Genomic DNA, 24,982 nt, shown 5'->3' on the forward strand with positions numbered 1-24,982 from the left:
CGCGCTCAGCCCTCCGGGATCTCGAACTTGCCGGTGCGCGTCATGCCGGCGGCGCGTCCCTTGCCCGCCACGACCAGCGCCATCTTGCGGCTGGCCTCGTCGATCATCTCGTCGCCGAGCATCGCGGAGCCCTTCTTGCCGCCCGCCTCGGACGTGCAGTACTCGTACGCGTCCAGGATCAGCTCGGCGTGGTCGTAGTCCTCCTGGGAGGGGGAGAAGACCTCGTTGGCGGCCTCGACCTGGCCCGGGTGCAGCACCCACTTGCCGTCGAACCCGAGGGCGGCGGCGCGGCCGGCGACCTCGCGGAAGCCGTCCACGTTCTTGATCTGGAGGTAGGGGCCGTCGATCGCCTGGAGGTCGTTGGCGCGGGCGGCCATGAGGATCTTCATCAGGATGTAGTGGTAGGCGTCCGCCGGGTAGCCGGGCGGCTGCTCGCCCACGACCAGCGACTTCATGTTGATGGACGCCATGAAGTCGGCCGGGCCGAAGATGATGGTCTCGACGCGCGGGCTCGCCTGCGCGATCTCGTTGACGTTGTTCAGGCCCCGCGCGTTCTCGATCTGCGCCTCGATGCCGATCCGGCCGACCTCGAAGCCCATCGTCTTCTCGATCTGGGTGAGGAGGAGGTCGAGGGCCACCACCTGCTGGGCGTCCTGCACCTTGGGCAGCATGATGCAGTCCAGGTTCGGGCCGGCGCCCTCGACGACCGTGACGACGTCGCGGTACGTCCACTCGGTCGTCCAGTCGTTGACGCGCACGACGCGGGTCTTGCCGGTCCAGTCGCCCTCGTTGAGGAACTTGACGATGGTGTGCCGTGCCTCCGGCTTGGCGAGCGGCGCGCAGGCGTCCTCCAGGTCGAGGAAGACCTGGTCCGCCGGCAGTCCCTGCGCCTTCTCCAGGAAGCGCGGGTTCGAACCGGGCACCGCCAGGCAGGAGCGCCGGGGGCGAAGACGGTTGACGGTCGTCATGCGGGGACCTCCAGGGGGTCGAGCTTGTTCGCGTGCCGGATCTCGTCGACGATCCGGCCGATGATCGAGGTGATGTCGAAGTCCTTCGGGGTGAAGACCGCGGCCACTCCGGCGGCGCGCAGTTCTTCGGCGTCTCCGTTCGGGATGATGCCACCGGCGATCACCGGAATGTCTGTGGCACCGGCCACACGCAGCCGTTCCAGTACGTCCGGCACCAGCTGGGCGTGGGAGCCGGAGAGGATGGACAGGCCCACCGCGTGCACGTCCTCGGCCAGGGCGGCGTCCACGATCTGCTCCGGGGTGAGCCGGATGCCCTGGTAGACCACCTCGAACCCGGCGTCGCGGGCCCGCACGGCGATCTGCTCCGCACCGTTGGAGTGGCCGTCCAGGCCGGGCTTGCCGACCAGGAAGCGGAGCTTGCCGACGCCGAGGTCCCTGGCCGTCCGGCCCACCCTGCGGCGGACCTCGCCGAGCGCCGAGCCCTCCTCGGCGGCGACCGCCACCGGCGCCGACGAGACCCCGGTCGGGGCGCGGAACTCGCCGAACACCTCGCGCAGCGCCCCGGCCCACTCGCCGGTCGTGACACCGGCGCGGGCGCACTCCAGGGTGGCCTCCATGAGGTTGTCGGTGCCCTTGGCGGCCTCCTTCAGCTTCTCCAGGGCCTTGCAGGGGCGCGGGTGGTTGAAGGGCGGCTGGTAGCGGGTGTCCCGCCAGTGCCGGAGCGAGGCGACGACACGGGCCTCCACCGCCGGGTCGACCGTCTGGATCGCGGTGTCCAGGTCGGCGGTCAGCGGGTTCGGCTCGGTGCCCTCGAAGGCGTTGACACCGATGATCTTCTCCTCACCCGACTCGATGCGGGCCCGCCGCTCGGCGTGCGAGGCGACCAGCTGGGACTTCAGGTAGCCGGACTCGACGGCGGCCATCGCGCCGCCCATCTCCTGGATGCGGCCGATCTCGGCGAGGGACTCCTCGACCAGTTCGTCCACCTTCGCCTCGACCACCTTCGAGCCCTCGAAGAGGTCGCCGTACTCCAGCAGGTCGCTCTCGTACGCCAGCACCTGCTGGATGCGCAGCGACCACTGCTGGTCCCAGGGGCGGGGCAGGCCCAGCGCCTCGTTCCAGGCCGGCAGCTGCACGGCACGCGCGCGTGCGTCCTTGGAGAGGGTGACGGCCAGCATCTCCAGCACGATCCGCTGGACGTTGTTCTCGGGCTGGGCCTCCGTCAGGCCCAGCGAGTTGACCTGGACGCCGTAGCGGAAGCGGCGGTGCTTGGGGTCCTCGATGCCGTACCGCTCCCGGGTGACACGGTCCCAGATCCGCCCGAACGCGCGCATCTTGCACATCTCCTCGACGAAACGGACGCCCGCGTTCACGAAGAAGGAGATGCGGCCGACGACGTCGCCCATGCGCTCCCGCGGCACCTGGCCGGAGTCGCGCACGGCGTCGAGCACGGCGATCGCGGTGGACATGGCGTACGCGATCTCCTGCACCGGCGTGGCGCCCGCCTCCTGCAGGTGGTAGCTGCAGATGTTGATCGGGTTCCACTTCGGGAGGCGGGAGACCGTGTACGCGATCATGTCCGTCGTCAGGCGGAGCGACGGCCCCGGCGGGAAGACGTGCGTCCCCCGGGACAGGTACTCCTTGACGATGTCGTTCTGGGTCGTGCCCTGGAGCCGGGTGATGTCCGCGCCCTGCTCCTCGGCGACGACCTGGTAGAGCGCCAGCAGCCACATGGCCGTGGCGTTGATGGTCATCGAGGTGTTCATCTGCTCCAGTGGGATGTCCTGGAACAGCCGGCGCATGTCACCGAGGTGCGCGACCGGCACCCCGACCCGGCCCACCTCGCCGCGGGCGAGGATGTGGTCGGAGTCGTAGCCGGTCTGGGTCGGCAGGTCGAACGCGACCGACAGACCCGTCTGGCCCTTGGCGAGATTGCGCCGGTACAGCTCGTTGGACGCCTCGGCCGTGGAGTGGCCGGCGTAGGTCCGCATCAACCACGGCCGGTCCTTCTGACGATCGGTCATGCGACGCTCCTCAGACGTTGCGGAAGCGGTTGATGGCGTCGACGTGCCGGCCGCGCATCTCCTCGTCGCGCACGCCCAGGCCCTCCTCGGGCGCCAGGCACAGCACGCCGACCTTGCCCTGGTGGAGGTTGCGGTGGACGTCGAACGCCGCCTGGCCGGTCTCCTCCAGCGAGTAGACCCTGGAGAGCGTCGGGTGGATCCTGCCCTTGGCGATGAGGCGGTTGGCCTCCCATGCCTCGCGGTAGTTGGCGAAGTGGGAGCCGACGATGCGCTTCAGCGACATCCACAGGTAGCGGTTGTCGTAGCTGTGGTCGTAGCCGGAGGTCGAGGCGCAGGTGACGATCGTGCCGCCCTTGCGGGTGACGTAGACGGAGGCGCCGAAGGTCTCGCGGCCCGGGTGCTCGAAGACGATGTCCACGTCCTCGCCGCCGGTCAGCTCGCGGATGCGCTTGCCGAACCGCTTCCACTCCCGGGGGTCCTGGTTGTGCTCGTCCTTCCAGAACCGGTAGTCCTCCGCGCTGCGGTCGATGATGTGCTCGGCACCCATGCGCCGGCAGATCTCGGCCTTCTGCTCGCTGGAGACGACGCAGATCGGCGTGGCGCCGCCGGCCAGCGCGAACTGGGTGGCGTAGGAGCCGAGCCCGCCGCTCGCGCCCCAGATGAGCACGTTGTCGCCCTGCTTCATCTGGGCGCCGTTGCGGGAGACGAGCTGCCGGTAGGCGGTGGAGTTGACCAGGCCCGGGGCGGCGGCCTCCTCCCAGCTGAGGTGGCCCGGCTTGGGCATCAGCTGGTTGGACTTGACCAGCGCGATCTCGGCGAGGCCGCCGAAGTTCGTCTCGAAGCCCCAGATGCGCTGCTCGGGGTCGAGCATCGTGTCGTTGTGGCCGTCGGACGACTCCAGCTCGACGGAGAGGCAGTGCGCGACGACCTCGTCGCCGGCCTGCCAGGCGTTGACGCCCGGGCCGGTGCGCAGGACGACGCCGGCCAGGTCGGAGCCGATGACGTGGTACGGCAGGTCGTGGCGCCTGGTGAGTTCGCTGACCCTGCCGTAGCGCTCCAGGAAGCCGAACGTCGACATCGGCTCGAAGATCGAGGTCCACACCGAGTTGTAGTTGACCGAGGAGGCCATCACGGCCACCAGGGCCTCGCCCGGGCCCAGCTCGGGCAGCGGCACCTCGTCCAGGTGGATCGACTTGCGCGGGTCCTTGTCGCGGGTCTCGAGGCCCGCGAACATCTCGGTCTCGTCCTTGTGGACGGTGATCGCGCGGTACGACTCGGGGAGCGGCAGGGCGGCGATGTCGGCCGGCGTCGAGTCGGGCGACTGGATCGCGGCCAGGATGTCCTTCATGGTCACGGTGTTGCCTCCGGCGGTGAGCGCCCTGAGGGAGGGGCGCTGAGGGTTACGTCGGTGCTGCTGAGGGGTGTGGTGAGGGGTGCCGTCGGTCCGGCGGGGAGGGTGCTGTGCGGCAGCGCTTTGTGGCGCGGGAGGGTGCCTGTGACGCAGGCGCCGGGCACGCAGGCGGTCGCTTGCGGGGACAGCCCGGACACCTTCAACGTATGACACCGCGTGTCACCCCGCAAGGCACTGAGTGCCAGAACTTGGCCTCAGATGAAATCTTTACCCATCAGATGAGCGATGATCGATCGAACGCCGGTCGGCCGGGCCACGAGAAGGGGCGTTGACATGCGAAAACGGCCACCCGGTGGGTGGCCGTTGTCACACAGACGGTGGAGCGGGTCAGCGCTCCTTGAGTGCTTGTTCGATGGTGCGCATGACCTCGTGCAGCGGTGCGTCGGTACGCGCGACCGTCACCAGCACTTCGCCCCGCACGGAGGCCGAGGAGGCGGCCGGCCGCGCGGAGGAGGCAGTGGAGCGCCCGGCGCCGATGCCGGTGCCGAACGTCTTCCGCACGATCGCGAAGGCGTGGTCGAGCTGGGTCTCCACGTCCCCCTGGCCGTCCGCCCGCAGCCAGCGCCGCAGCACGTGGTTGTGGGCGGTGACCACGGCGGAGGCGGCGACCTCGGCCAGCAGCGGGTCGTCGTTGGCGTCGTCGTCGTGCGCGTGCTCGTCGAAGTGACCGAGCAGGTAGCGGGTGAAGAGACGTTCGTAGCGGGCCACCGACGCGATCTCCGCCTCGCGCAGGGTGGGCACCTCACGCGTCAGCTTGTACCGGGCGACCGAGATCTCCGGCCGGGCCGCGTACATCTTCATGACTTCCTTGATGCCGCGGCACACCGTGTCGAGCGGATGCTCGTGCGCGGGCGCCGCGTTGAGCACCGCCTCGGCGCGGACCAGGGTGTCGTCGTGGTCCGGGAAGATCGCCTCTTCCTTCGAACGGAAGTGGCGGAAGAAGGTGCGGCGGGCGACCCCGGCGCGGGCCGCGATCTCGTCGACGGTGGTCGCCTCGTACCCCTTGGTCGCGAACAGCTCCATCGCCGCTGCCGCCAGCTCCCGGCGCATTTTGAGCCGCTGGGCGGCGGCTCGGTTGCCGGCCGCGCTCTCCGGCGCGTCGGGCGTAGCTGGTGTACGTGAGGACTTGGCGGGCTGGGACATGCCCCGAACGTACTGCATGTGCACGCAATCATGCGCGTGACCGGGGATTCCCCCGCCCGGGGAGGGCGGGGGAGGACCGGCCGGGGAGGGCGGGCGAGACCCCGCGGAGGAGGGCGGGAGGGACACGGTCGGTTCGAGCAGCCCGCCCCAGTCCTCCTCGGACCGGAACCGGTCACCGGGACCGGGCTCAGCGGCGGGCATGTTCGCGGAAGCCGCGCCCCGTCTTGCGGCCGAGGCAGCCCGCGGCCACCAGGTGCTCCAGCAGCGGCGCCGGAGCCAGGCCCGGATCGCGGAACTCACGGTGCAGGACCTTCTCGATCGCGAGCGAGACGTCCAGTCCGACCACGTCCAGCAGCTCGAAGGGGCCCATCGGGTAACCGCCGCCGAGCTTCATCGCGGCGTCGATGTCGTCGAGCGTCGCGTAGTGCTCCTGCACCATCTTCACGGCGTTGTTCAGGTACGGGAACAGCAGCGCGTTCACGATGAACCCGGCCCGGTCGCCGCAGTCCACGGCGTGCTTGCGGACCTCGGCGCAGACCTCGCGGACGGTGGCGTGCACGTCGTCGGCGGTCAGCACCGTCCGCACCACCTCGACCAGCTTCATCGCCGGCGCCGGGTTGAAGAAGTGCATGCCGATCACGTCCTGCGGGCGCGAGGTGGCGCGGGCGCAGGCGACGACGGGCAGCGAGGAGGTGGTGGTGGCCAGCACCGCGCCCGGCTTGCAGACCTTGTCCAGCGTGGCGAACAGCTGCCGCTTGACGTCCAGGTCCTCGGCGACCGCCTCCACCGCCAGATCGACGTCGGCGAAGTCGTCGTACGTCCCCGTCGGCGTGATCCGCTCCAGCGCCTGCGCGGCGGCCTCCGCGGTCAGCCGCCCCTTGTCGACGCCGCGCGCCAGGGACTTGCCGATACGGGCCCTGGCCGTGCGCGCCTTCTCCGCGCTGCGGGCGGCGAGCACGACCTCGTACCCGGCCTTGGCGAACACCTCGGCGATGCCGGACGCCATGGTGCCGGAGCCGGCGACGCCCACCGCGCGGACGGTACGGCCGGGGACCGGGCTGTCGCTCGCGCGCGGGGTCGAGGAGTCCGGCACGACGACCGCGCTGCCCGGTGCCTCGTAGGTGTAGAAGCCGCGCCCGGCCTTGCGGCCGGTCAGGCCCGCCTCGCTGAGCTGCCGCAGGATCGGTGCCGGAGCCTGCAGACGGTCGTGGGAGGCGGCGTACATGGCCTCCAGGACGGTGCGGGCGGTGTCCACGCCGATCAGGTCCAGCAGGGCCAGCGGGCCCATGGGCAGGCCGCAGCCGAGCCGCATCGCGGCGTCGATGTCCTCGCGGGAGGCGTAGTTCGCCTCGTACATCGCCGCGGCCTGGTTGAGGTATCCGAACAGCAGCCCGTCGGCGACGAACCCGGGCCGGTCGCCGACCGCGACGGGTTCCTTGCCGAGGTCCAGGGCGAGATCGGTGACCGCCGTGACGGCGCCCGGCCCGGTCAGCACGGAGGAGACGACCTCCACCAGCCTCATCGCCGGTGCCGGGTTGAAGAAGTGCAGGCCGAGCACCCGCTCCGGGCGGGCCGAGTCGGCGGCCAGCCGCGTCACGGACAACGCGTTGGTGCCGGTCGCCAGGACGGTCTCGGGGCGCACGATCCCGTCCAGCTCCCGGAAGACCTGCTGCTTGATCTCGTAGGACTCCGGGACCACCTCGATCACCAGGTCGGCGTCGGCCGCCGCCCGCAGGTCGGTGGAGGTACGGATGCGGGCGAGGGCGTCGGCGCGCTCCCGCTCGGTGAGGCGTCCGCGCTCGACGGCCCGGGCGGTGGAGGACTCCAGCGCGGCGACGGCCGTCGCGGCCTGCGCCTCACTGATGTCGATGCCGACGACGTCGCGGCCGGCCCGGGCCAGGACCTCGGCGATGCCGGTGCCCATGGTGCCGAGGCCGACGACGGCGACGCGGCGCAGCGGGGACAGAGGGGTGTCGGACAGGGGAGTGGCCATCGCGGGACTCCAGGAATGAGGGTGACGACGGGAACACGCCCGGGTGCGCCGAGGGGCGCACCGGGTGCGTGCGGAAGGGAGTGGAGTGCGGGTGTCGCCGGGCTGACTGGCGCACACGCCCGGTGCCGTCGCTCAGGGCGTGCACACGCCCGCGCGGCGGTCTGGGACCGGCCCTGTCCCGAGGCCGAGCCGTACTGCGGTACCTGAGACCCGACTGCCCGACGACCCGAGATCCGGATGCTTGGACTGCCGGGTACCTGGAGTACCGAACCGACTGCTCTCTGCGCTCGCGACGGCCGCGTCACCAGACCGTCGTGAGGAGTACCGCGAGTGGGTAACTCGCTCGTCTGAGATTAACTCGCGGGTAACGAGCGCGCCAGCCCCCGGTGTTCGTGATGTACGTCCCACAGGTCCTGTGAGGCCCCTAACCTCGGTGTCATGGACGAAGAGTTGCGAACGCTCACGGAGCGCTTACGGGCCGAAGCGGCGGCTTCGGGCGCGCAGGGCGCGCAGGGCGCCTCGGCGGCGTACGACCGCCTCGTGGCGACCGGGGACCTGGACGAGCTGGCCGCGGTGCTCACCGAGCCCGGACAGCCGCTCTGGGCCCGTGAACTGGCCGCGTTCCGGCTGGGCGTGGCCGGGGACCGGCGGGCCTTCGAGTCCCTCGTGCTGCTGCTGAACCACCGCGATCCGCCGCGCTGCGCCTCCGCCGCCCACGCTCTCGCCCGCCTCGGCGACCCCCGCACCGCCCGTGCCGCCGCCGCCCTGGCCACCAACGAACTGCGGGTCGCCTACGCCCTGCACCCGGTGCGGCTGCTGGTCGCACTGCGGGCCCCGGAGGCCGTGCCCGCCCTGATCACCACGCTGGAGCGACGGCTGCGCCCGCACGACCCGTACCGGCGCGTGGCGCTCGCCTGCGTCGACGGCCTCGGCACACTCGGTGACGACCGGGCCGGCCCCGTCCTGAACGACGCCCTGGCCCACCCGGCGCTGGCCCAGGCGGCGGTACGGGCGCTGGCGCGCATTCCGGGGCAGCGATGACGCGTCAGCCGGTCAGTGCTCTCGAGTACCGCACCTCGGGCACGGTCACCCCGTCCACCTCGAACGGCTCCTCGGCACCGTCGGCGCGAAAACCCGCCCGTTCGTAGAAGCGCCGGGCGCGGGCGTTGCCCTCGAGCACCCACAGCAGCATGCGCGCGTACCCGGCGGCCGTGCACCGGTGTGCCGACTCCCGGAGCAGGCCCTGCCCGATGCCGGTGCCGAGCCGCCCGGCGTCGACGTAGAGGGCGTACAACTCCGCGTCGGCGGTGTGTGGTTCGCCGCTCCGGTACGGACCGTGGCAGGCCCAGCCGACGACCTGGCCGGCGTCGTCCTCGGCGACCAGGTTCACCGTGCCGTCCGGGTTCACCGTGCCGTCCGGGGCGCGGGCGAGGAGGTCGCGGCGCCGTTCGGCGTCCTCGCGCACGTCGAGCCTGTCCAGGTACGGCTGCGGCACGAGGCCCCGGTAGGCCGTTTGCCAGCCCCGGACACGGATCGCGGAGACGCGGTCGCAGTCGGCGAGCGTCATCTTGCGCACCCGCGCCACGCTCACGGGGCCACGACCGCGAACGCCTCGATCTCCATCAGGAACTCCGGCCGGACCAGCCCGGCGACCCGCACCGCCGAAGCGGCCGGCAGCCGGTCGTCGGGTATGTGCTCGGCGCGGGCCGCGCGGATCGCGGACATGTGCGCCATGTCCGTGACGAAGAAGGTCAGCTTCACCACGTCGTCGAAGGTCGCCCCGGCCGCCGCCAGACACCGGCGCAGGTTCTCGAAGACCTGGCGGGCCTGAGCCGCCGGATCGTCCTCGCCGACGAGCGCGCCGTCCTCGTCCAGGGCGAGCTGGCCGGAGACGGCCACGAACCGCCCGGTGCCGAGGACGACATGGGTGTACTGGGCGGCGGGCGCGACGCCGTCGGGGGCGGGAATCCTGGTCAGCTCACTCATGCGTCCATGGTGGACCACGGGTCTGACAACGCCCCCGACTACCCCCGCAAGCCCAGCAGTCCGTGCAGCGTCGAGCCGCGCGAGGAGGTCGACGCCGCCCTCGACTCCAGCGGCTTCGGGCCGGGCAGCGCCGGGCACACCGCGTCCGCCTCGCCGTCGCCGCCGCGGCGTGGCACGGTGCCGTCGGCCAGGTACGCCGACAAGTGCTCGTCCAGGCAGGTGTTCCCGCTCAGTGTGATGCCGTGGTTCCCGCCGCCCTCCTCGACCACCAGGCTGGAGCCGCGCAGCAGCCGGTGCGCGGTGAGGGCGCCCTCGTACGGGGTGGCCGCGTCACCGGTCGCCTGGAACAGCAGTGCGGGCGGCAGCTCGTGGTTGGTCACGTCCACCGGCCGACGCGAGTCCGTGGGCCAGAACGCGCACGGCGCGTTGTACCAGGCGTTGTTCCACGCCATGAACGGTGCCTTCTCGTACACGCCCCAGTTGGTGTCGCGCCACTCGTCCCAGTCACGCGGCCAGCCGGCGTCACGGCACTCCACCGCGGTGTAGACGCTGTAACCGTTGTCGCCGGCGGCGTCCACCGCCCCGAAGTTCTCGTACGCCTCGACGAGCGGGCCGGTGTCCCCGTCGTTCACGTACGCGCCGAACGCCTCCGCCAGGTAGGGCCAGTACCCGTTGTAGTAGGCGCCGGGCAGGAAGGTGTCCTCCAGCTCCGAGGCGCCGACCTTCCCGCCCGCCGGCTTCTTCACCAGCGCCGTCCGCATGCCGTACCAGGCGGCCTCGATCCGCCGCGGGTCGGAGCCCAGCCCGTACGCCCCGTCGTGCTCGGCGGTCCAGGCCAGGAAGTCCCGATGGCGGTCCTGGAAGGCGAGGTCCTGGCTGATGTTGGCGTCGTGCCACACGTCCGTCGGGTCGACGACGGAGTCCAGGGCCAGGCGCCGCACCCGGCCCGGGTGGAGCTTGGCGTACACGGCGCCCAGATAGGTGCCGTACGAGTAGCCGAAGTAACTGATCCTGCTCGCGCCGACCGCCCTGCGGATCGCGTCCATGTCCCGGGCGGTGCCGACCGTGTCGATGTACGGCAGCACGTCCGCGTACTTCTCGCCGCAGGACTCGGCGAAGGACTTCACCCGCGCGAGGTTGGCCCGCTCGACGGCCGGTGTGGTGGGCAGGGAGTCCGGACGCACCGGGTCGAAGTGGCCCGGCCGGCAGTTCAGGGCGGGCTCGCTCCGGCCCACGCCGCGCGGGTCGAAGCCGATGACGTCGTACTGCGCGGCCACCTCGGCGGGCAGCGAGGACGCCACGAACCCGGCGAGCGTCAGCCCGCTGCCGCCCGGCCCGCCCGGGTTGACCAGCAGCGGCCCCTGGTACTTCTCGGAGGTGTGCGGGACGCGGGACAGCGCCAGTGTGATCTGTTTCCCGTCCGGGCGCGCGTGGTCGAGGGGAACGGTGAGGGACGCGCACTGGAGCGACGGGTAGTCGTCCGTGCCGCACTTCTCCCAGTTGGGCTCCGCGGCGTGGGGGACGCCCACGGGGTGCGGAGCGCTCGCCCCCGCGGGGGCGGCCGTCACGGTCCCTGCGGCGATGACGGCGGCGCCGCACAGCACGGCTGCGCGTTGTCTCATGACGTCCTCCGAGGACGGAGAGGCTGCGGCCCGCGCGGGTCGCGGACCTCGCCGCATCGTCCCGGAGGGCGCCTCAGGAGGAACGCCGCCGGACCGCGCTTGACCCGATCGGGTCGGCAGATGCCCTCGAATGCTTGGGGCCCGGGGCCGGGTCGTACGCCTCGGACGCCTGCCGCGGTGCGCGGCTGCGCGTCGCGGCGTCTGTTCCCGGATCTCAGATGAGGGAGAGCTGGACCGGCTCGGCCGGCGTGGGCTCGGCCTCGGGTTCCGGCAGCGCGACCCGTCGCGGAGTCCCCGCGCGCACGGGTCCGATGCCGTACTCCCGCGCCAGGTCGTGCACCTGTCGCGTGATCCGGCGCTGGTACCACTTCGGGGCGTAGGCCCCCTCCGCGTACAGCCGCTCGTACCGGCGTACGAGGTGGGGGTGGTGCTGCCCGAGCCAGGTCATGAACCACTCCCGGGCGCCCGGGCGCAGGTGCAGCACCAGGGGTGTCACCGACGTGGCGCCGGCGGCGGCGATCGCCCGTACCGTCGCGCGCAGTTGGGCCGGCTCGTCGCTCAGGAAGGGGATGACCGGCGCCATCAGCACACCGCAGCCGATGCCGTGCTCGCCGAGGGTCCGTACGATCTCCAGGCGGCGTTCCGGCGCGGGCGTCCCCGGTTCCACGGTGCGCCACAGCTCCGTGTCGGTGAAGCCGACCGAGACCGAGATTCCCACGTCCGTCACGCGTGCCGCCCGGGTCAGCAGGTCCAGGTCGCGCAGGATCAGCGTGCCCTTGGTCAGGATCGAGAACGGGTTCGCCCGCTCGGTGAGGGCCGTGATGACGCCCGGCATCAGCCGGTAGCGGCCCTCGGCGCGCTGGTAGCAGTCGACGTTGGTGCCCATCGCCACGTGCTCGCCCTGCCAGCGCCGCGAGGCCAGCTGGCGGCGCAGCAGCTCCGGCGCGTTCACCTTGACGACGATCTGTGAGTCGAAGCCGAGTCCCGTGTCGAGGTCCAGGTAGCCGTGCGTCTTGCGCGCGAAGCAGTACACGCACGCGTGCGTGCAGCCCCGGTACGGATTGACCGTCCATTCGAACGGCATCCGTGAGGCGCCCGGCACCCGGTTGAGGATCGAGCGGGCCCGCACCTCGTGGAAGGTGATGCCGCGGAACTCGGGCGTGTCGAACGTACGGGTGGTGACCGCGTCCGCGCCGAACAGTGCGGGGCCGGCGGCCCGGGCGTGGTCGGAGTCCGTGAGGTTCTCCCAGCGCATGGCGCCTCCTCGGTAGTGCTGCGGTCCACACAATAGAACACGTGTTCCCTTGATCGTGCGGACGCGTCGCCCGGGACCGCTTCGCGCCCCCCCCCCGATTTGGTGGCCGGACGGTGGGGTGGTTGGCTTGCCCCGACCCCGACAACCAGGCCCTGGAGGTACCCGATGGCGCAGGTCGAGGCGGAGACGGAGCGGATCGTCGCGGCGGACGCGGAGACGGTGTTCGACACCCTCGCCGACTACAGCGGCACCCGCGAGAAGCTGCTGCCGGAGCACTTCAGCGAGTACGAGGTCCGCGAGGGCGGCGACGGCGAGGGCACCCTCGTGCACTGGAAGCTCCAGGCCACCAGCAAGCGCGTCCGCGACTGTCTGCTGGAGGTCACCGAGCCGACCGACGGAGAGCTCGTCGAGAAGGACCGCAACTCCTCCATGGTCACCACCTGGCGGGTCACTCCGGCCGGGGAGGGCAAGTCCCGCGTGGTGGTCCTCACCACCTGGCAGGGCGCCGGCGGCGTCGGCGGCTTCTTCGAGAAGACCTTCGCGCCCAAGGGCCTCGCCCGGATCTACGACGCGATGCTCGCCAAGCTCGCCGCCGAGGTCGAGAAGTAGCCAAAGGGCGGTCGCTGGAAGGCCGTTGAGTGGCTGGGTGCCGTCTCACCGGTTCGAGTGATCTCCATGCGATTCCGCTGTATGCCGTAACCCTTCGCACTTGTTCGCAGTTGTCGCCTCTGGCGGCAATTGTGAGCAGGTGTGACGAGGGGAGCGGTACGTGGGCGGGATCACTCTGGTGCAGGACGAACCGGTCGCCGCACCCCCGACGCCTCCCGAACCCCCCGCTCCCGCACCGCAGTGGGACGCCGGGCTGAGCCCGCGCCGGGTCCGGCTGGTCTTCGTCGGACTGATGCTGGCGCTGCTGCTCGCCGCCCTGGAGCAGATGATCGTCGCCACGGCGCTGCCGAAGATCGTCGGCGAGCTGCACGGCCTGGACAAGATGTCCTGGGCGATCACCGCCTACCTGCTCACCTCCACCGTCGGCCTGCCGATCTACGGCAAACTCGGCGACCTCTTCGGACGCAAGGGCGTCTTCCAGTTCGCCATCCTGGTGTTCATCGTCGGCTCGGCACTCGCCGGCCGGGCGCAGACCATGGACCAGCTGATCGCCTTCCGCGCGGTGCAGGGCGTCGGCGCGGGCGGACTGATGATCGGCGTGCAGGCGATCATCGCGGACATCGTGCCGCCCCGCGAGCGCGGCCGCTTCATGGGCCTGATCGGCGCCGCCTTCGGGCTCGCCTCGGTCGCCGGCCCCCTGCTGGGCGGCTACTTCACCGACCACCTCTCCTGGCGCTGGTGCTTCTACATCAACGTGCCCTTCGGACTGGTCACCATGGCCGTCGTCGCCGTCGTGCTGAAGCTGCCCAGGCCGACGGCCAAGCCCCGCCTCGACATCCTCGGCGCCCTGCTGCTCGCCGCCGCCTCCACCTGCCTGGTCCTGTTGACCAGTTGGGGCGGCACCGAGTACGAGTGGGGCTCGAAGGTCATCCTCGGCCTCGCCGCCGGGGCGGTCGCGGCAACCGTCCTCTTCCTCGTCGCCGAGCACTTCGCGCCCGAACCGCTGATCCCGCTGCGGCTGTTCCGGGACTCCGTCTTCAACGTCACCGGCCTGGTCGGGCTCGTCATCGGCGTCGCCCTGTTCGGCGCCGCCAGCTACCTGCCGACCTTCCTGCAGATGGTCGACGGCGCCACCGCCACCGAGTCGGGCCTGCTGATGCTGCCGATGATGGGCGGCATCGTCGGCGCCTCGGTCATCTCCGGGCAGATGATCAGCCGGACCGGTCACTACCGCGTCCACCCGATCCTCGGCGGAGCGCTGTCCGTCATCGGCATGTGGCTGCTGTCCCGGCTCGACGCCGACACGCCACGCCTGCACTACAGCCTCTGGATGGCGGTCCTCGGCGCCGGCATCGGCATGGTGATGCCCGTCCTGGTCCTCGCCGTGCAGAACTCCGTGCGCCCCGCCGACCTGGGCACCGCCACCAGCGCCAACAACTACTTCCGGCAGATCGGCGGCAGCGTCGGCGCGGCCATCTTCGGCACGCTCTTCGCCGACCGGCTCACCGACGCCCTGGCCGACCGGATCCCCGCCGAGGCCGGCACCGGCCTGCCCGACGCCGAGGCCATCACCCCACAGCTCGTCCACTCCCTGCCCCCGGCGCTGCGCGACGCCTACATCGGGGCGTACGCCGACGCCATGCCGCGGATCTTCCTCTACCTGGTGCCGGTGCTCGTCCTCGGGCTGCTCATCGCCTTCTTCCTCAAGGAGAAACCCCTGGTGTCCCACAACGCCCCCGTCACCGACCCGCAGACCGCGCAGTCCGTCGCCCCCGTCCCCCAGGCACGCTCGCCCTACGCCGCCGGCATCCCGGTCTGCGGCACGGTGCAGCACCCCGACGGCACCGTCGTGCCCCGCGCGGCGCTCACCCTCATCAACGTCGGCGGGCAGCAGATCGGCCGGGGCGCCAGCGGCGACGACGGACGGTACGCGCTGGCCACGCCCGGCTCGGGGGCGTACGTCCTGATCGCCGCGGCCGGCGGCCACCAGCCGCAGGCGGTCTCCGTGACCGTCGGCGAACGCCCGGTGGAACTGGACGTGGTCCTCGGCGGCGCCGGGCGCCTGGCCGGCAGCGTGCTCACCGCGGACGGCAGCCCCGTGCGCGACGCGACCGTCACCCTCACCAACGTCCACGGCGAAGTCGTCGCCACCACCCGCAGCGGACGGGAGGGCGGCTACGTCATCACCGAGCTGGTGGCCGGCGAGTACACCCTCGCCGGCAGCGCCCCCGCCTTCCGTCCGGCCGCGCTGCCCGTCAGCGTCCAGGCCGCCCGGGAGACGCGCCAGGACGTCGAGCTGGCCGGCGGCGCCGTACTGCGCGGCACCGTGCGCGCCAGCGGCGGACGGGCCGTGGAGGACGCTCGCGTGACGCTGCTCGACGCGGCGGGCAACGTGGTGGACACACTGACCACCGGGCCGGACGGCAGCTTCCGGTTCGTCGACCTGTCCTCCGGCGAGTACACCGTCATCGCCGCCGGCTATCCGCCCGTCGCGACCGTCCTCCAGGTGGCCGGCGGCGGCCGCACGGAACGCGACCTGCAGCTCGGGCACGAGGACTGAGACCGGGCACCGGCGCGCGGGCGCGCGCCGGTGTGTTCGCGCGCCACCAATTCCCCCGTTGCCGCACACGGTCACCGGCCACCGCCGTACGGTGGTGACGGCGACACAGATCTTGCGGAGCCGTGGGGAGAGAGGGCCTGACGCCATGGACCATGGCACCCAGCGGGACGCGCCTCCAGGCCGCCGGGCCGGACCCGGCGCCCGTGCCCGCGGACCCCGTGGCCGGCCGCGTCCCGCTGGCCGTCGTCGTGGTCGACCGCGAGGGGCTGGTCTCCCACTGGAGCCGGGGCGCACGGCGGCTGTTCGCCCTGCCCAAGGAGGAGGCGATCGGCCGGCCCGCCCCCGACCTGCTGCCCGTCTCGGGCGTGCTCCCGGACGACGGGACCGAGGACGCCACCGCCTACGGCCAGTACGCGGCGTACGACGGACTCGGGCCCGGCCTGGAGACCTCCCTCGACGGACAGCTGTCCTACCCGGCGGCGGGCCGTGCCCGTCTGACCGTGCCGGGCGACGACCGCGTCGACGTGCTGTGGTGGGCGTACCCCCTGGTGGGACCCGGCCGGGAACGGCTGCTCGTACTGGCCGCCGACGCGGACGGGCTGCGGCGGGACGGCACCGACGGGAGCGCCGGCGGTACGCGGGCCCCGGAGACGAGGGCCGGGGAGCCGGCCGGCGACGGGCCGGTCGCCGAGCGGATCGCGCCCGGCTTCGCGCTGTACACCGACTTCCCCGGCGCCGGGGAACTCGCCCGCCGCCTCCCCGAGATCCTGCCCAGCATGAGCGTCGGCGAGAGCGCCCGCATCGTCGCGCAGGTCCTGGAACTGGGCTATCCGGTCCTGGAGTTCAGCCGGCACGACCGGGTGCCCGTCACCCCCGACTGGGGCGTGCCCCGGCGGGCCGGGCGCAGGGCGCGTCGCGAGCGCGCGGCCCGGGCGCCGGCGGCCGGCGAGCCGGTACCGGACGACCCGCAGGACGAGGCCGAGGACCTGGAGTACGCCGCCGTACGCGAACGCCTGGAGTTCCTCAACGAGGTCAGCGGCCGGATCGGCACCTCGCTCGACCTCTCCCGGACCATCGTCGAGGTCAGCAAGGCGGTCGTCCCGCGCTTCACCGACGTCGCCGGAACCTATCTGCGCGAACAGGTCGTCGCCGGCGAGGGCTTCCCCGACGGCGTGCCGGACACGACGACGATGTGGCACCGGGTCGCCCTGGAGCACACCGACGAACCCGGCCGCTGGGACGACGTCGTACCGGTCGGCGAGGCCATGCCGTTCCCGGCGCACACCCCCTTCTTCCGGTGCATGACCAGTGGCGAGCCGGTCCTGGTGCCCCGCATCACCGAGGAGATGGGCCACGCCATCGCCTCCCAGTTCGAGAAGCGGGACATCCGGCCGCTCATCACGGGCCGTTCGATGCTGCTGGTGCCCCTGAAGGCACGCGACGTCGTCCTGGGCTTCATGATCCTGCTCCGGCACCCGGAGCGGCCCGTCTTCAACGACATGGACCGGGTCACCGGCGCCGAACTCGCCGCCCGCGCGGGGCTCGTGATCGACAACGCGCGCATGTACACGTACCAGGAGAACGTCGCCGAGACGCTCCAGGACAGCATGCTGCCGCACATCCCCGCGCACATGGCCGGCTGCGACATCTCCACCCGCTACCTGCCCGGCACCCTCCTCGGCCGCGTCGGCGGCGACTGGTTCGACGCGGTCAAGCTGCCCGGCGCCCGCACCGCCCTCGTCGTCGGCGACGTGATGGGCCACGGCCTGGGCTCCGCCGCCATGATGGGGCAGCTGCGCACCGCCGTGCAGACCATGGCCGGCCTCGACCTGCCGCCCGCCCGGCTCCTGCGCCACCTCGACGACCTCGCCCAGCGGCTCGGCGACACCCACCTGGCGACCTGCCTGTACGCCGTCTACGACCCCGTCGCCGGTGAGCTGCGCCTCGCCAACGCCGGTCACATCCCGCCCGTCCTGGTCCGCGCCGAGGACGGCGCCAGTGAGCTGATCGGCCTGCCCACGGGGGCGCCGATCGGGGTCGGGGGAGTGCCCTTCGAGTCGGTGCGCGTGCGCGTGCGGCCCGGCGACCGGCTGGTGATGTGCACCGACGGCCTGGTGGAGGTGCGCGGCGAGGACATCGGCGTGGGCCTCGCCACCCTCTGCGAGTCCGCCGCCCACCCGGCCGCGTCCATGGACGACGCCTGCGACACCATCATCCGCGCGCTGGGCACGCGCGGGGGCCGCAAGGACGACGTGGCCCTGCTGATGGCCAGGCTCACCGGCATCGCGTCGGACGCCGTCGCCGAATGGCGCCTCGCCCGGGACCCGGCCGAGGTCGGCCGCGCCCGCGCGGCGGTCCGCGAGCAGCTCCACGACTGGGGCCTGCCGAAGCTGGCCGACCCCGTCGAGCTGATGGCAGGCGAACTGGTCACCAACGCCGTACGGCACGCCCACGCCCGCCCCGTCGAGCTGCGGCTGGTCCGCGCCGACACGCTGCTGTGCGAGGTGGACGACGACGACCACGAACTGCCCACGCTGTGCGCCGCCGGTCCGGACGACGAGGCCGGGCGCGGCCTGCAGGTCGTCAGCACCCTCGCCCGTGAGTGGGGAGCGAGCCGTACGAAGGCGGGCAAGACCGTCTGGTTCGAGCTGACGCTGCCCCGCCGCTGAGCCGCCGCCACTGATCCGTTCCCCCCCCCGGCGGCCCCGGGGGCGTGCGCCGTTGGCATGTCCGGTGAAGGTGTGCGCCGGGTGCTTGTGGCCGTGCGCCGGGCGCGGTACACCGTACGGGCCCGTCGCCTTCGGCGGGCCGTACGTCGTCGCAGGTGGGGAGACGGGCATGAGCGTGACGAGTCGGTACCGGGACGCCTGGGAGAGCTTCTGGAGCGAGGCGCCCGAAGGGCAGGGGTCGGTGTTCTGGGACGCGGAGCCGATGCTGACCGCCGGCCGTCACCTGGCGTACTTCGAGCCGCACCTGACCGACCCCGGCCTGCCCCTGATAGACCTCGGCTGCGGCAACGGCACCCAGACCCGCTACTTCGCGGACCGTTTTCCACACGTCGTCGGCGCCGACCTGTCCGCCGCCGCCCTCGGCCGTGCCCGCTACGCCGACCCCGCCGGCCAGGCGGCGTACCGGCGGCTGGACGCGACCGACAAGACCGAGGCCAAGACGCTGCACGCGGAGCTGGGGGACGCCAACGTCTATGTGCGCGGCGTCCTGCACCAGTGCGAGCCCGACGACCGCCGGCCACTGGCCGACGCCCTGGCCGCACTCGTCGGGGAACGCGGCCGTGCCTTCCTGGTGGAGCCGTCCCAGGCCGCCAGGGCCGTACTGAGGGGGCTGGCCCAGGGCCCCGAGGGACCGCCGGCCAAGCTCGCGCCCGTCCTCCGGCACGGCCTGACCCCCGGCGCGGTCCCCGACGAGGCGATACCGGAGTACCTGGTCGCGGCCGGACTCACCGTCCTGGCGAGCGGCGAACTCCCGCTGGTCACCACGGAGTACACGGCGGACGGCACCCGGATAGAACTGCCCTCGAGGTGGGTGGTGGCGGGGCGGCGCGAGTCGCGGCACGCCGGCGGCGGCTTGTCCGGTGCCGCGGGGTGACGGCGTACGGTCCGTCTCGGCGTCACCACGCCTCCGTGTCCTTCGCCCCCTCCTGGGCGGAGGCCGGCCTCGCCGTCCCGCCGGTCGCCGAGCGCAGGCGCATCGCGAGGAGAGGCAGCACCAGGACGGAGATCATCGCGGCGCCGACCAGCGCGGCGGCCCGGTCCGTGCCGAGGAGGTCCTGGTCGACGCCGATGGTCGTGATCGCGACGACCAGCGGCAGGCAGGTCGAGGCGAACAACGCGAGGGCCGACCGGTCCGTACGGTTCAGGTCCTTCGGGGCGAGCAGGTACACCGGTCCGCCGCGTACCAGCAGGAACAGCGACAGAAAGGCCGGCACCAGCAGGAGTGCGACCGGATCGTCCAGCAACGCGTCCAGGTCGAACTCGATACCGGTGACCACGTAGAACAACGGCACGAGGAAGCCGAAACCCAGGGCCTCCACCTTGCCGAGGACCTCCTCGCTGCTCGCGGGCGCGGCCCGGTGCAGCACGATGCGGGTCAGCACGCCGGCGGCGAAGGCGCCCAGCAGGACGTCGAGGCCGAAGACCTCGGCGAGGCCCAGCATGCAGGCCAGCAGCAGCATGACGAACCGGACCGCGAACTGGCCGCTGCCGCGCAGGGTCCGCTCGGTCAGCTCGCCGAACCACGGCGGGCGCGGGCGCAGCGCCCAGAAGACGGCCGCGGCGGTGACCGCCCCGAACGCGATCAGCAGGGCCGCGGACTCGGCGGGCCGGCGTCCGCCGAGGAGCAACGCCATGGCGACGACGGGACCGAACTCGCCGACCGCGCCGAACGCCGACACCACCGTCCCGAAGCGGCCCCGCAGCTCACCGCGGTCCCGCAGCATCGGCAGCACCGTGCCCAGCGCTGTGCTGGTCAGGGCGGTGCCGACGACGAAGGCCTCGAAGACCTCACCGCCGCTGAAGAGGAAGCCCAGACCGATCCCGAGGACGAGCGAGACCGGCCAGGCACAGAGGGAACGGCGCAGGGTGTCACCGCGGACGGCGGCGAACTCGATCTCGTAGCCCGCCAGGAAGATGAGCATCGACAGTCCGAGATCGGCGAGCGTGTCGACGACCTTGTCCGGGTGCGCCCACCCCAGGACCCGCGGACCGATGAGGATGCCCAGAACGATCTCGAAGACGACCAGCGGGACGCGGAGCCGACGTCCCGTGGCGTGTACGAGGAGTGGTGCCAGGACGGCGGCGGCCATGATCAGGACGAGAGTGCCCGGATGCGTCATGGGGCGCCGCCGTACCGCCGGGTCACGGAGTGACGACGGCGAAGTCGGCGCCCGGAGCGCCGAGCGGTCCCAGTCGCGTACCGGCGTGGACGTTCTCGCTGACGGCGTGCACGGTGCCACTCTTCCCTGCTCCGGCAGCCGGGGCGACCGGGTGTACGCCGTCGGGGGAGGGAGGGCCTGTTCCCGTGGGCAGCGGGGGGTGTGGAAGGCTGGTGCTCGGCGGGTGGGGAGCGACGGTCCTATGATCAGTCGAATCCATGGAGTGGCTGGTCGTAGGCCGTACGAGGTGAGTTCAGTGGTCCATACCACCGGTAGTTGTCCACAGCTCTGGCCGAGGCGGCCGGCCGACGCGTACGGTTTCGAGGCATGAAGATCCTCATCAGCGCCGACATGGAAGGCGCCACCGGTGTCACCTGGCCGGCCGACGTGCTGCCGGGGACGCCGCAGTGGGAGCGGTGCCGGTCGATGTTCACCTCGGACGTGAACGCCGCCGTGCTGGGTTTCCTCGACGGCGGAGCCGACGAGGTGCTCGTCAACGAGGCGCACTGGACCATGCGCAACCTGCTCCTGGAGCGGCTCGACGAGCGGACGCAGATGCTCACCGGCCGGCACAAACCGCTGTCCATGGTGGAGGGCGTCCAGCACGGGGACGTGGACGGCATCGCCTTCATCGGGTACCACGCGGGCGCCGGGATGGAGGGCGTCCTCGCCCACACCTTCCTCGCCAACCAGATCACCGGCGTGTGGCTGAACGACGTACGGGCCAGCGAGGGGCTGCTCAACGCGCACGTCGTCGCCGAGTACGGGGTGCCGGTGGTGCTCGTCACCGGGGACGACGTGGCGTGCGAGGACGCGCTCGGGTACGCGCCCGAGGCACTGAAGGTCGCGGTCAAGGACCATGTGTCGCGGTACGCGGCCGTGTGCCGTACGCCGGCCAGGACCGCCGGTGACATCCGGGCGGCGGCCAAGGAGGCGGCGGCGCTCGCGGTGCGGCACGAGCCGGTGAGTGGGGGGCCCTTCACCGTCGCCGTGGAGTTCGACGCCGAGCACCTGGCGGCGGCCACGACCGTCGTGCCGGGGGTGGCCCGTATCGCGGAGCGGAAGGTGGCGTACACCCACGACACCATGTTCGAGGCGATCCGTACCTTCAAGGCGGTCACCACGATCGCCTCGGCCGCGGTGGAGGAGCAGTATGGCTGAGCAGGCCGGGAGCAGCTACGAGCGCCCGTCCGACGGCACGCCCGGGAGTACGGACGACGCCCGGGCGCTGGACGAGGTCGTGCGGTTCACCTCCGAGCTGATCCGGATCGACACGACGAACCGCGGCGGCGGTGACTGCCGGGAGCGCCCGGCCGCCGAGTACGCCGCCGCGCGGCTCGCGGAGGCGGGGATCGAGCCCACGCTGCTGGAACGCACCGAGGGCCGCACCAACGTCGTCGCCCGGATCGAGGGCACCGACCCGTCGGCCGACGCGCTGCTCCTGCACGGTCACCTGGACGTGGTGCCCGCCGAGGCCGCCGACTGGAGCGTGCACCCGTTCTCCGGGGAGATCCGCGACGGGGTCGTCTGGGGGCGCGGCGCGGTCGACATGAAGAACATGGACGCGATGATCCTGGCCGTCGTGCGCGACTGGGCCCGGCGGGGGGTACGGCCCCGGCGGGACGTCGTCATCGCGTTCACCGCGGACGAGGAGGCCAGCGCCGAGGACGGCTCCGGCTTCCTCGCCGACCGGCATGCCGCGCTGTTCGAGGGCTGCACCGAGGGTGTCAGCGAGTCGGGGGCGTTCACTTTCCACGACGGCGCCGGCCGGCAGTTCTACCCGATCGCCGCCGGTGAGCGCGGCACGGGCTGGCTCAGGCTCACCGCGCGGGGGCGGGCGGGCCACGGGTCCAAGGTGAACCGGGAGAACGCGGTCACCCGGCTCGCCGCGGCGATCACCCGCATCGGTGACCACGAGTGGCCGTTGCGCCTGACCCCGACCGTGCGCGCCGCCCTCACCGAACTCGCCGCCGTCTACGGCATCGAGACCGACCTGCGTGATGTCGACGCGCTGCTGGACAAGCTCGGGCCCGCCGCGGGGCTGGTCGAGTCCACCGTCCGCAACAGCGGCAACCCGACCATGCTGAACGCCGGCTACAAGGTCAACGTGGTCCCCGGGGAGGCCGTCGCGTACGTCGACGGGCGCTTCCTGCACGGCTGCGAGGACGAGTTCCGCAGCACCCTCGACCGGCTCACCGGGCCCGACGTGGACTGGGAGTTCGCCCACCGCGAGGTCGCCCTCCAGGCGCCGGTGGACTCGCCGACGTACGCGCGGATGCGCGCCGCCGTCGAGGAGTTCGCCCCCGAGGGGCACGTGGTGCCGTACTGCATGTCCGGTGGCACGGACGCCAAGCAGTTCTCGCGCCTCGGCATCACCGGCTACGGCTTCGCGCCGCTGAAGCTGCCCGAGGGCTTCGACTACCAGGCGCTCTTCCACGGTGTCGACGAACGCGTCCCCGCCGAGGCCCTGCACTTCGGCGTCCGCGTCCTCGACCGATTCCTGCGCACGGCGTAGCGGACACCCTGGGACCGCTCGACAAGGAACTGGAGGAGAAGTGGGGAAGTCAGTGCCGACCCTGGCGTACGGATCGTGGCCCTCGCCCGTCGACGCGGCCCTCGCCGCCGCGCACGACGGACGGCCCGACGACGTGGGCCTCGTCGGCGACGAGGTGTGGTGGACCGCGCCCCGGCCCGCCGAGGGCGGCCGGCGCACCCTGGTGCGGCGGCGTCCCGACGGCACCGAGGAGCCGGTGCTGCCCGCCCCCTGGAACGTGCGCAGCCGCGTCATCGAGTACGGCGGCCGGCCCTGGGCCGCGCACCTGACCGGGACCGGGCCGCTGGTGGTCTTCGTGAACTTCGCCGACCAGCGGCTGTACGCCTACCGGCCGGGCGACGTTGAACCGCGTCCGCTGACGCCCGTCTCGCCGGTGGGCGGCGGGCTGCGCTGGGCCGAACCGGACGTGCGTGACGAGCACGGCGAGGTCTGGTGCGTCCTGGAGGAGTACACCGGCGACGGGCCCGGCGACGTGCGCCGGGTCCTGGCGGCGGTGCCACTGGACGGCTCGGCGGCCGACGACCGGGACGCGGTCCGCGAACTCACCGGCGACCGGCACCGCTTCGTCACCGGCCCCCGCCTCTCGCCCGACGGGCGGCGCGCGGCCTGGCTCGCCTGGGACCACCCGCGCATGCCCTGGGACGGCACCGAGCTGATCGTCGCGGAGGTCGGCCCCGAGGGCACGTTCCGGGACGCGCGGACGATCGCCGGCGGCCCCGAGGAGTCGATCGCCCAGGCGGACTGGGCCCCCGACGGCGCCCTGCTGTACGCCTGTGACCGCACCGGCTGGTGGAACCTCTACCGCGACGGGCAGCCGCTGTGCGCCCGCGAGGAGGAGTTCGGCGGGCCGCTGTGGAAGCTCGGGCAGCGCTGGTTCGCGCCACTGGACAGCGGCCTGATCGCCGTCGTGCACGGCCGTGGCGCCCCCGCCCTCGGCATACTCGACCCGGAGACCGGCGAGGTCGTCGACGCGGCGGGCCCCTGGACCGAGTTCGCCGCCACCCTCGCCGCGCACGGTGAGCGAGTGGTGGCAGTCGGCGCGAGTCCGCGCAGTTCCTACGAGGTGGTCGAGCTGGACGCCCGCACCGGCCGGGCGCGGGTCGTCGGCGCCCCTCACGACGACGCCGTGGACCCGGCGTACTACCCCGAACCGCGCATCCGCACCTTCACCGGACCCGCCGGGCGGGAGATCCACGCCCACCTCTACCCGCCGCACAACCCCGGCTGTGCCGCGCTGGACGGCGAGCTGCCGCCGTACGTTATCTGGGCGCACGGCGGCCCCACCAGCCGGTCCCCCCTCGTACTGGACCTGGAGATCGCCTACTTCACCTCGCGCGGCATCGGCGTCGCGGAGGTCAACTACGGAGGCTCCACCGGGCACGGCCGGGAGTACCGCAACCGGCTGCGCGAGCAGTGGGGCGTCGTCGACGTCGAGGACTGCGCGGCCGTCGCCCTCGCCCTGGCAGACGAGGGCACCGCCGACCGGGAGCGGCTCGCCGTGCGCGGTGGCAGTGCCGGTGGCTGGACGGCCGCCGCCTCGCTGGCCACGACCGACGTCTACGCCTGCGGCACGGTCATCTACCCGATCCTCGACCTGACGGGCTGGGGCACGGGGGAGACCCACGACTTCGAGTCGCGGTACCTGGAGAGCCTCATCGGCCCGTACGCCGAGGTGCCCGACCGGTACGTCGAGCGGTCGCCCGCCGAGCACTCCGACCGGGTCACCGCTCCCTTCCTGCTGCTCCAGGGTCTCGACGACGTGATCTGCCCGCCCGTGCAGTGCGAGCGGTTCCTCGCCCGCATCCAGGGCCGGGGGGTGCCGCACGCGTACCTCACCTTCGAAGGAGAGGGGCACGGATTCCGCCGGGCGGGGACCATGGTGCGCGCCCTGGAGGCCGAGCTCTCCCTCTACGCGCAGGTCTTCGGCCTGGACCCGCGCGGCATCCCGACCCTGGAACTGACCGGGTGA

The 24,982-nt window shown here is 72.5% G+C and carries 17 protein-coding genes and 1 pseudogene; 8 read left to right on the forward strand and 10 right to left on the reverse strand.

The annotated features are described in order from the left end of the window. Positions 1-5: 5 nt before the first annotated feature. The 5 genes from ACH4NX_RS17670 to ACH4NX_RS17690 form a co-directional block, all read right to left on the reverse strand. Positions 6-968 carry a CoA ester lyase gene (locus ACH4NX_RS17670; RefSeq protein WP_351395843.1) on the reverse strand — a complete coding sequence of 321 codons (963 nt, stop codon included), beginning with the start codon at positions 966-968 and terminating at the stop codon, positions 6-8. Beyond that, positions 965-2,992, reverse strand: coding sequence for a protein meaA (locus tag ACH4NX_RS17675; RefSeq protein WP_351395846.1), 2,028 nt, complete (start codon positions 2,990-2,992; stop codon positions 965-967). The genes ACH4NX_RS17670 and ACH4NX_RS17675 overlap by 4 nt, the downstream gene beginning before the upstream one ends. Before the next feature lie 10 nt (positions 2,993-3,002). Beyond that, positions 3,003-4,340 (reverse strand): crotonyl-CoA carboxylase/reductase, encoded by a 1,338-nt coding sequence (gene ccrA, locus ACH4NX_RS17680; RefSeq protein WP_351396137.1) that lies wholly within the window; start codon positions 4,338-4,340, stop codon positions 3,003-3,005. A 390-nt stretch (positions 4,341-4,730) separates the two neighbouring features. After that, positions 4,731-5,546, reverse strand: coding sequence for a TetR family transcriptional regulator (locus ACH4NX_RS17685; RefSeq protein WP_351395849.1), 816 nt, complete (start codon positions 5,544-5,546; stop codon positions 4,731-4,733). Between the two features lie 187 nt (positions 5,547-5,733). Then, the gene (locus ACH4NX_RS17690; protein ID WP_398127973.1) at positions 5,734-7,539 is read right to left on the reverse strand and encodes a 3-hydroxyacyl-CoA dehydrogenase family protein; all 1,806 of its coding nucleotides are present in this window, start codon (positions 7,537-7,539) and stop codon (positions 5,734-5,736) included. Between the two features lie 438 nt (positions 7,540-7,977). On the opposite strand from ACH4NX_RS17690, the gene ACH4NX_RS17695 reads away from it, so the two are divergent. Then, positions 7,978-8,580, forward strand: coding sequence for an adenylosuccinate lyase (locus ACH4NX_RS17695; protein WP_398127974.1), 603 nt, complete (start codon positions 7,978-7,980; stop codon positions 8,578-8,580). A 4-nt stretch (positions 8,581-8,584) separates the two neighbouring features. Here ACH4NX_RS17695 and ACH4NX_RS17700 read toward each other — a convergent pair whose 3' ends face one another. The 4 genes from ACH4NX_RS17700 to ACH4NX_RS17715 all read right to left on the reverse strand — a co-directional run bounded on the left by ACH4NX_RS17700 (position 8,585) and on the right by ACH4NX_RS17715 (position 12,402). Beyond that, positions 8,585-9,106, reverse strand: a complete 522-nt coding sequence (locus tag ACH4NX_RS17700; protein ID WP_398128100.1) for a GNAT family N-acetyltransferase — start codon at positions 9,104-9,106, stop codon at positions 8,585-8,587. Between the two features lie 20 nt (positions 9,107-9,126). Then, positions 9,127-9,525, reverse strand: coding sequence for a RidA family protein (locus ACH4NX_RS17705; RefSeq protein WP_351395856.1), 399 nt, complete (start codon positions 9,523-9,525; stop codon positions 9,127-9,129). Between the two features lie 38 nt (positions 9,526-9,563). Next, positions 9,564-11,147 (reverse strand): alpha/beta hydrolase, encoded by a 1,584-nt coding sequence (locus ACH4NX_RS17710; RefSeq protein WP_398127975.1) that lies wholly within the window; start codon positions 11,145-11,147, stop codon positions 9,564-9,566. A gap of 214 nt (positions 11,148-11,361) precedes the next feature. Then, the gene (locus ACH4NX_RS17715) at positions 11,362-12,402 is read right to left on the reverse strand and encodes an Rv2578c family radical SAM protein (protein ID WP_351395861.1); all 1,041 of its coding nucleotides are present in this window, start codon (positions 12,400-12,402) and stop codon (positions 11,362-11,364) included. 165 nt (positions 12,403-12,567) lie between these two features. Here ACH4NX_RS17715 and ACH4NX_RS17720 point away from each other — a divergent pair, with 165 nt between their 5' ends. The 4 genes and pseudogenes from ACH4NX_RS17720 (at position 12,568) to ACH4NX_RS17735 (ending at position 19,174) form a co-directional block, all read left to right on the forward strand. Then, on the forward strand, positions 12,568-13,011 hold the full coding sequence (locus tag ACH4NX_RS17720; RefSeq protein WP_351395864.1) for an SRPBCC family protein: 444 nt from the start codon (positions 12,568-12,570) through the stop codon (positions 13,009-13,011). 160 nt (positions 13,012-13,171) lie between these two features. Continuing rightward, entirely contained in the window at positions 13,172-15,571 is a 2,400-nt protein-coding gene (locus ACH4NX_RS17725; protein ID WP_398127976.1) for an MFS transporter, read from the forward strand. A 145-nt stretch (positions 15,572-15,716) separates the two neighbouring features. Continuing rightward, positions 15,717-18,240 (forward strand): annotated as a pseudogene (locus ACH4NX_RS17730) (SpoIIE family protein phosphatase). A gap of 169 nt (positions 18,241-18,409) precedes the next feature. After that, entirely contained in the window at positions 18,410-19,174 is a 765-nt protein-coding gene (locus ACH4NX_RS17735; protein ID WP_398127977.1) for a class I SAM-dependent methyltransferase, read from the forward strand. Between the two features lie 22 nt (positions 19,175-19,196). Here the strand turns inward: ACH4NX_RS17735 and ACH4NX_RS17740 are convergent, their stop codons facing one another. Continuing rightward, positions 19,197-20,420, reverse strand: coding sequence for a cation:proton antiporter (locus ACH4NX_RS17740; protein WP_351395876.1), 1,224 nt, complete (start codon positions 20,418-20,420; stop codon positions 19,197-19,199). Positions 20,421-20,786: 366 nt separating this feature from the next. Between ACH4NX_RS17740 and ACH4NX_RS17745 the strand changes: the two genes are divergently transcribed. The 3 genes from ACH4NX_RS17745 to ACH4NX_RS17755 are packed head-to-tail and all read left to right on the forward strand — an operon-like array spanning position 20,787 to position 24,982. Next, complete coding sequence (locus ACH4NX_RS17745) at positions 20,787-21,620, forward strand: M55 family metallopeptidase (RefSeq protein ID WP_351395879.1); 834 nt, start codon at positions 20,787-20,789, stop codon at positions 21,618-21,620. Beyond that, complete coding sequence (locus ACH4NX_RS17750) at positions 21,613-22,974, forward strand: M20/M25/M40 family metallo-hydrolase (protein WP_398127978.1); 1,362 nt, start codon at positions 21,613-21,615, stop codon at positions 22,972-22,974. The genes ACH4NX_RS17745 and ACH4NX_RS17750 overlap by 8 nt, the downstream gene beginning before the upstream one ends. A gap of 40 nt (positions 22,975-23,014) precedes the next feature. Next, positions 23,015-24,982, forward strand: coding sequence for a prolyl oligopeptidase family serine peptidase (locus ACH4NX_RS17755; RefSeq protein WP_398127979.1), 1,968 nt, complete (start codon positions 23,015-23,017; stop codon positions 24,980-24,982).

Origin of the sequence: Streptomyces sp. NPDC017225 (genome assembly GCF_044331465.1) — a bacterium.
In the GTDB taxonomy this organism is placed as follows: Bacteria; Actinomycetota; Actinomycetes; order Streptomycetales; family Streptomycetaceae; genus Streptomyces.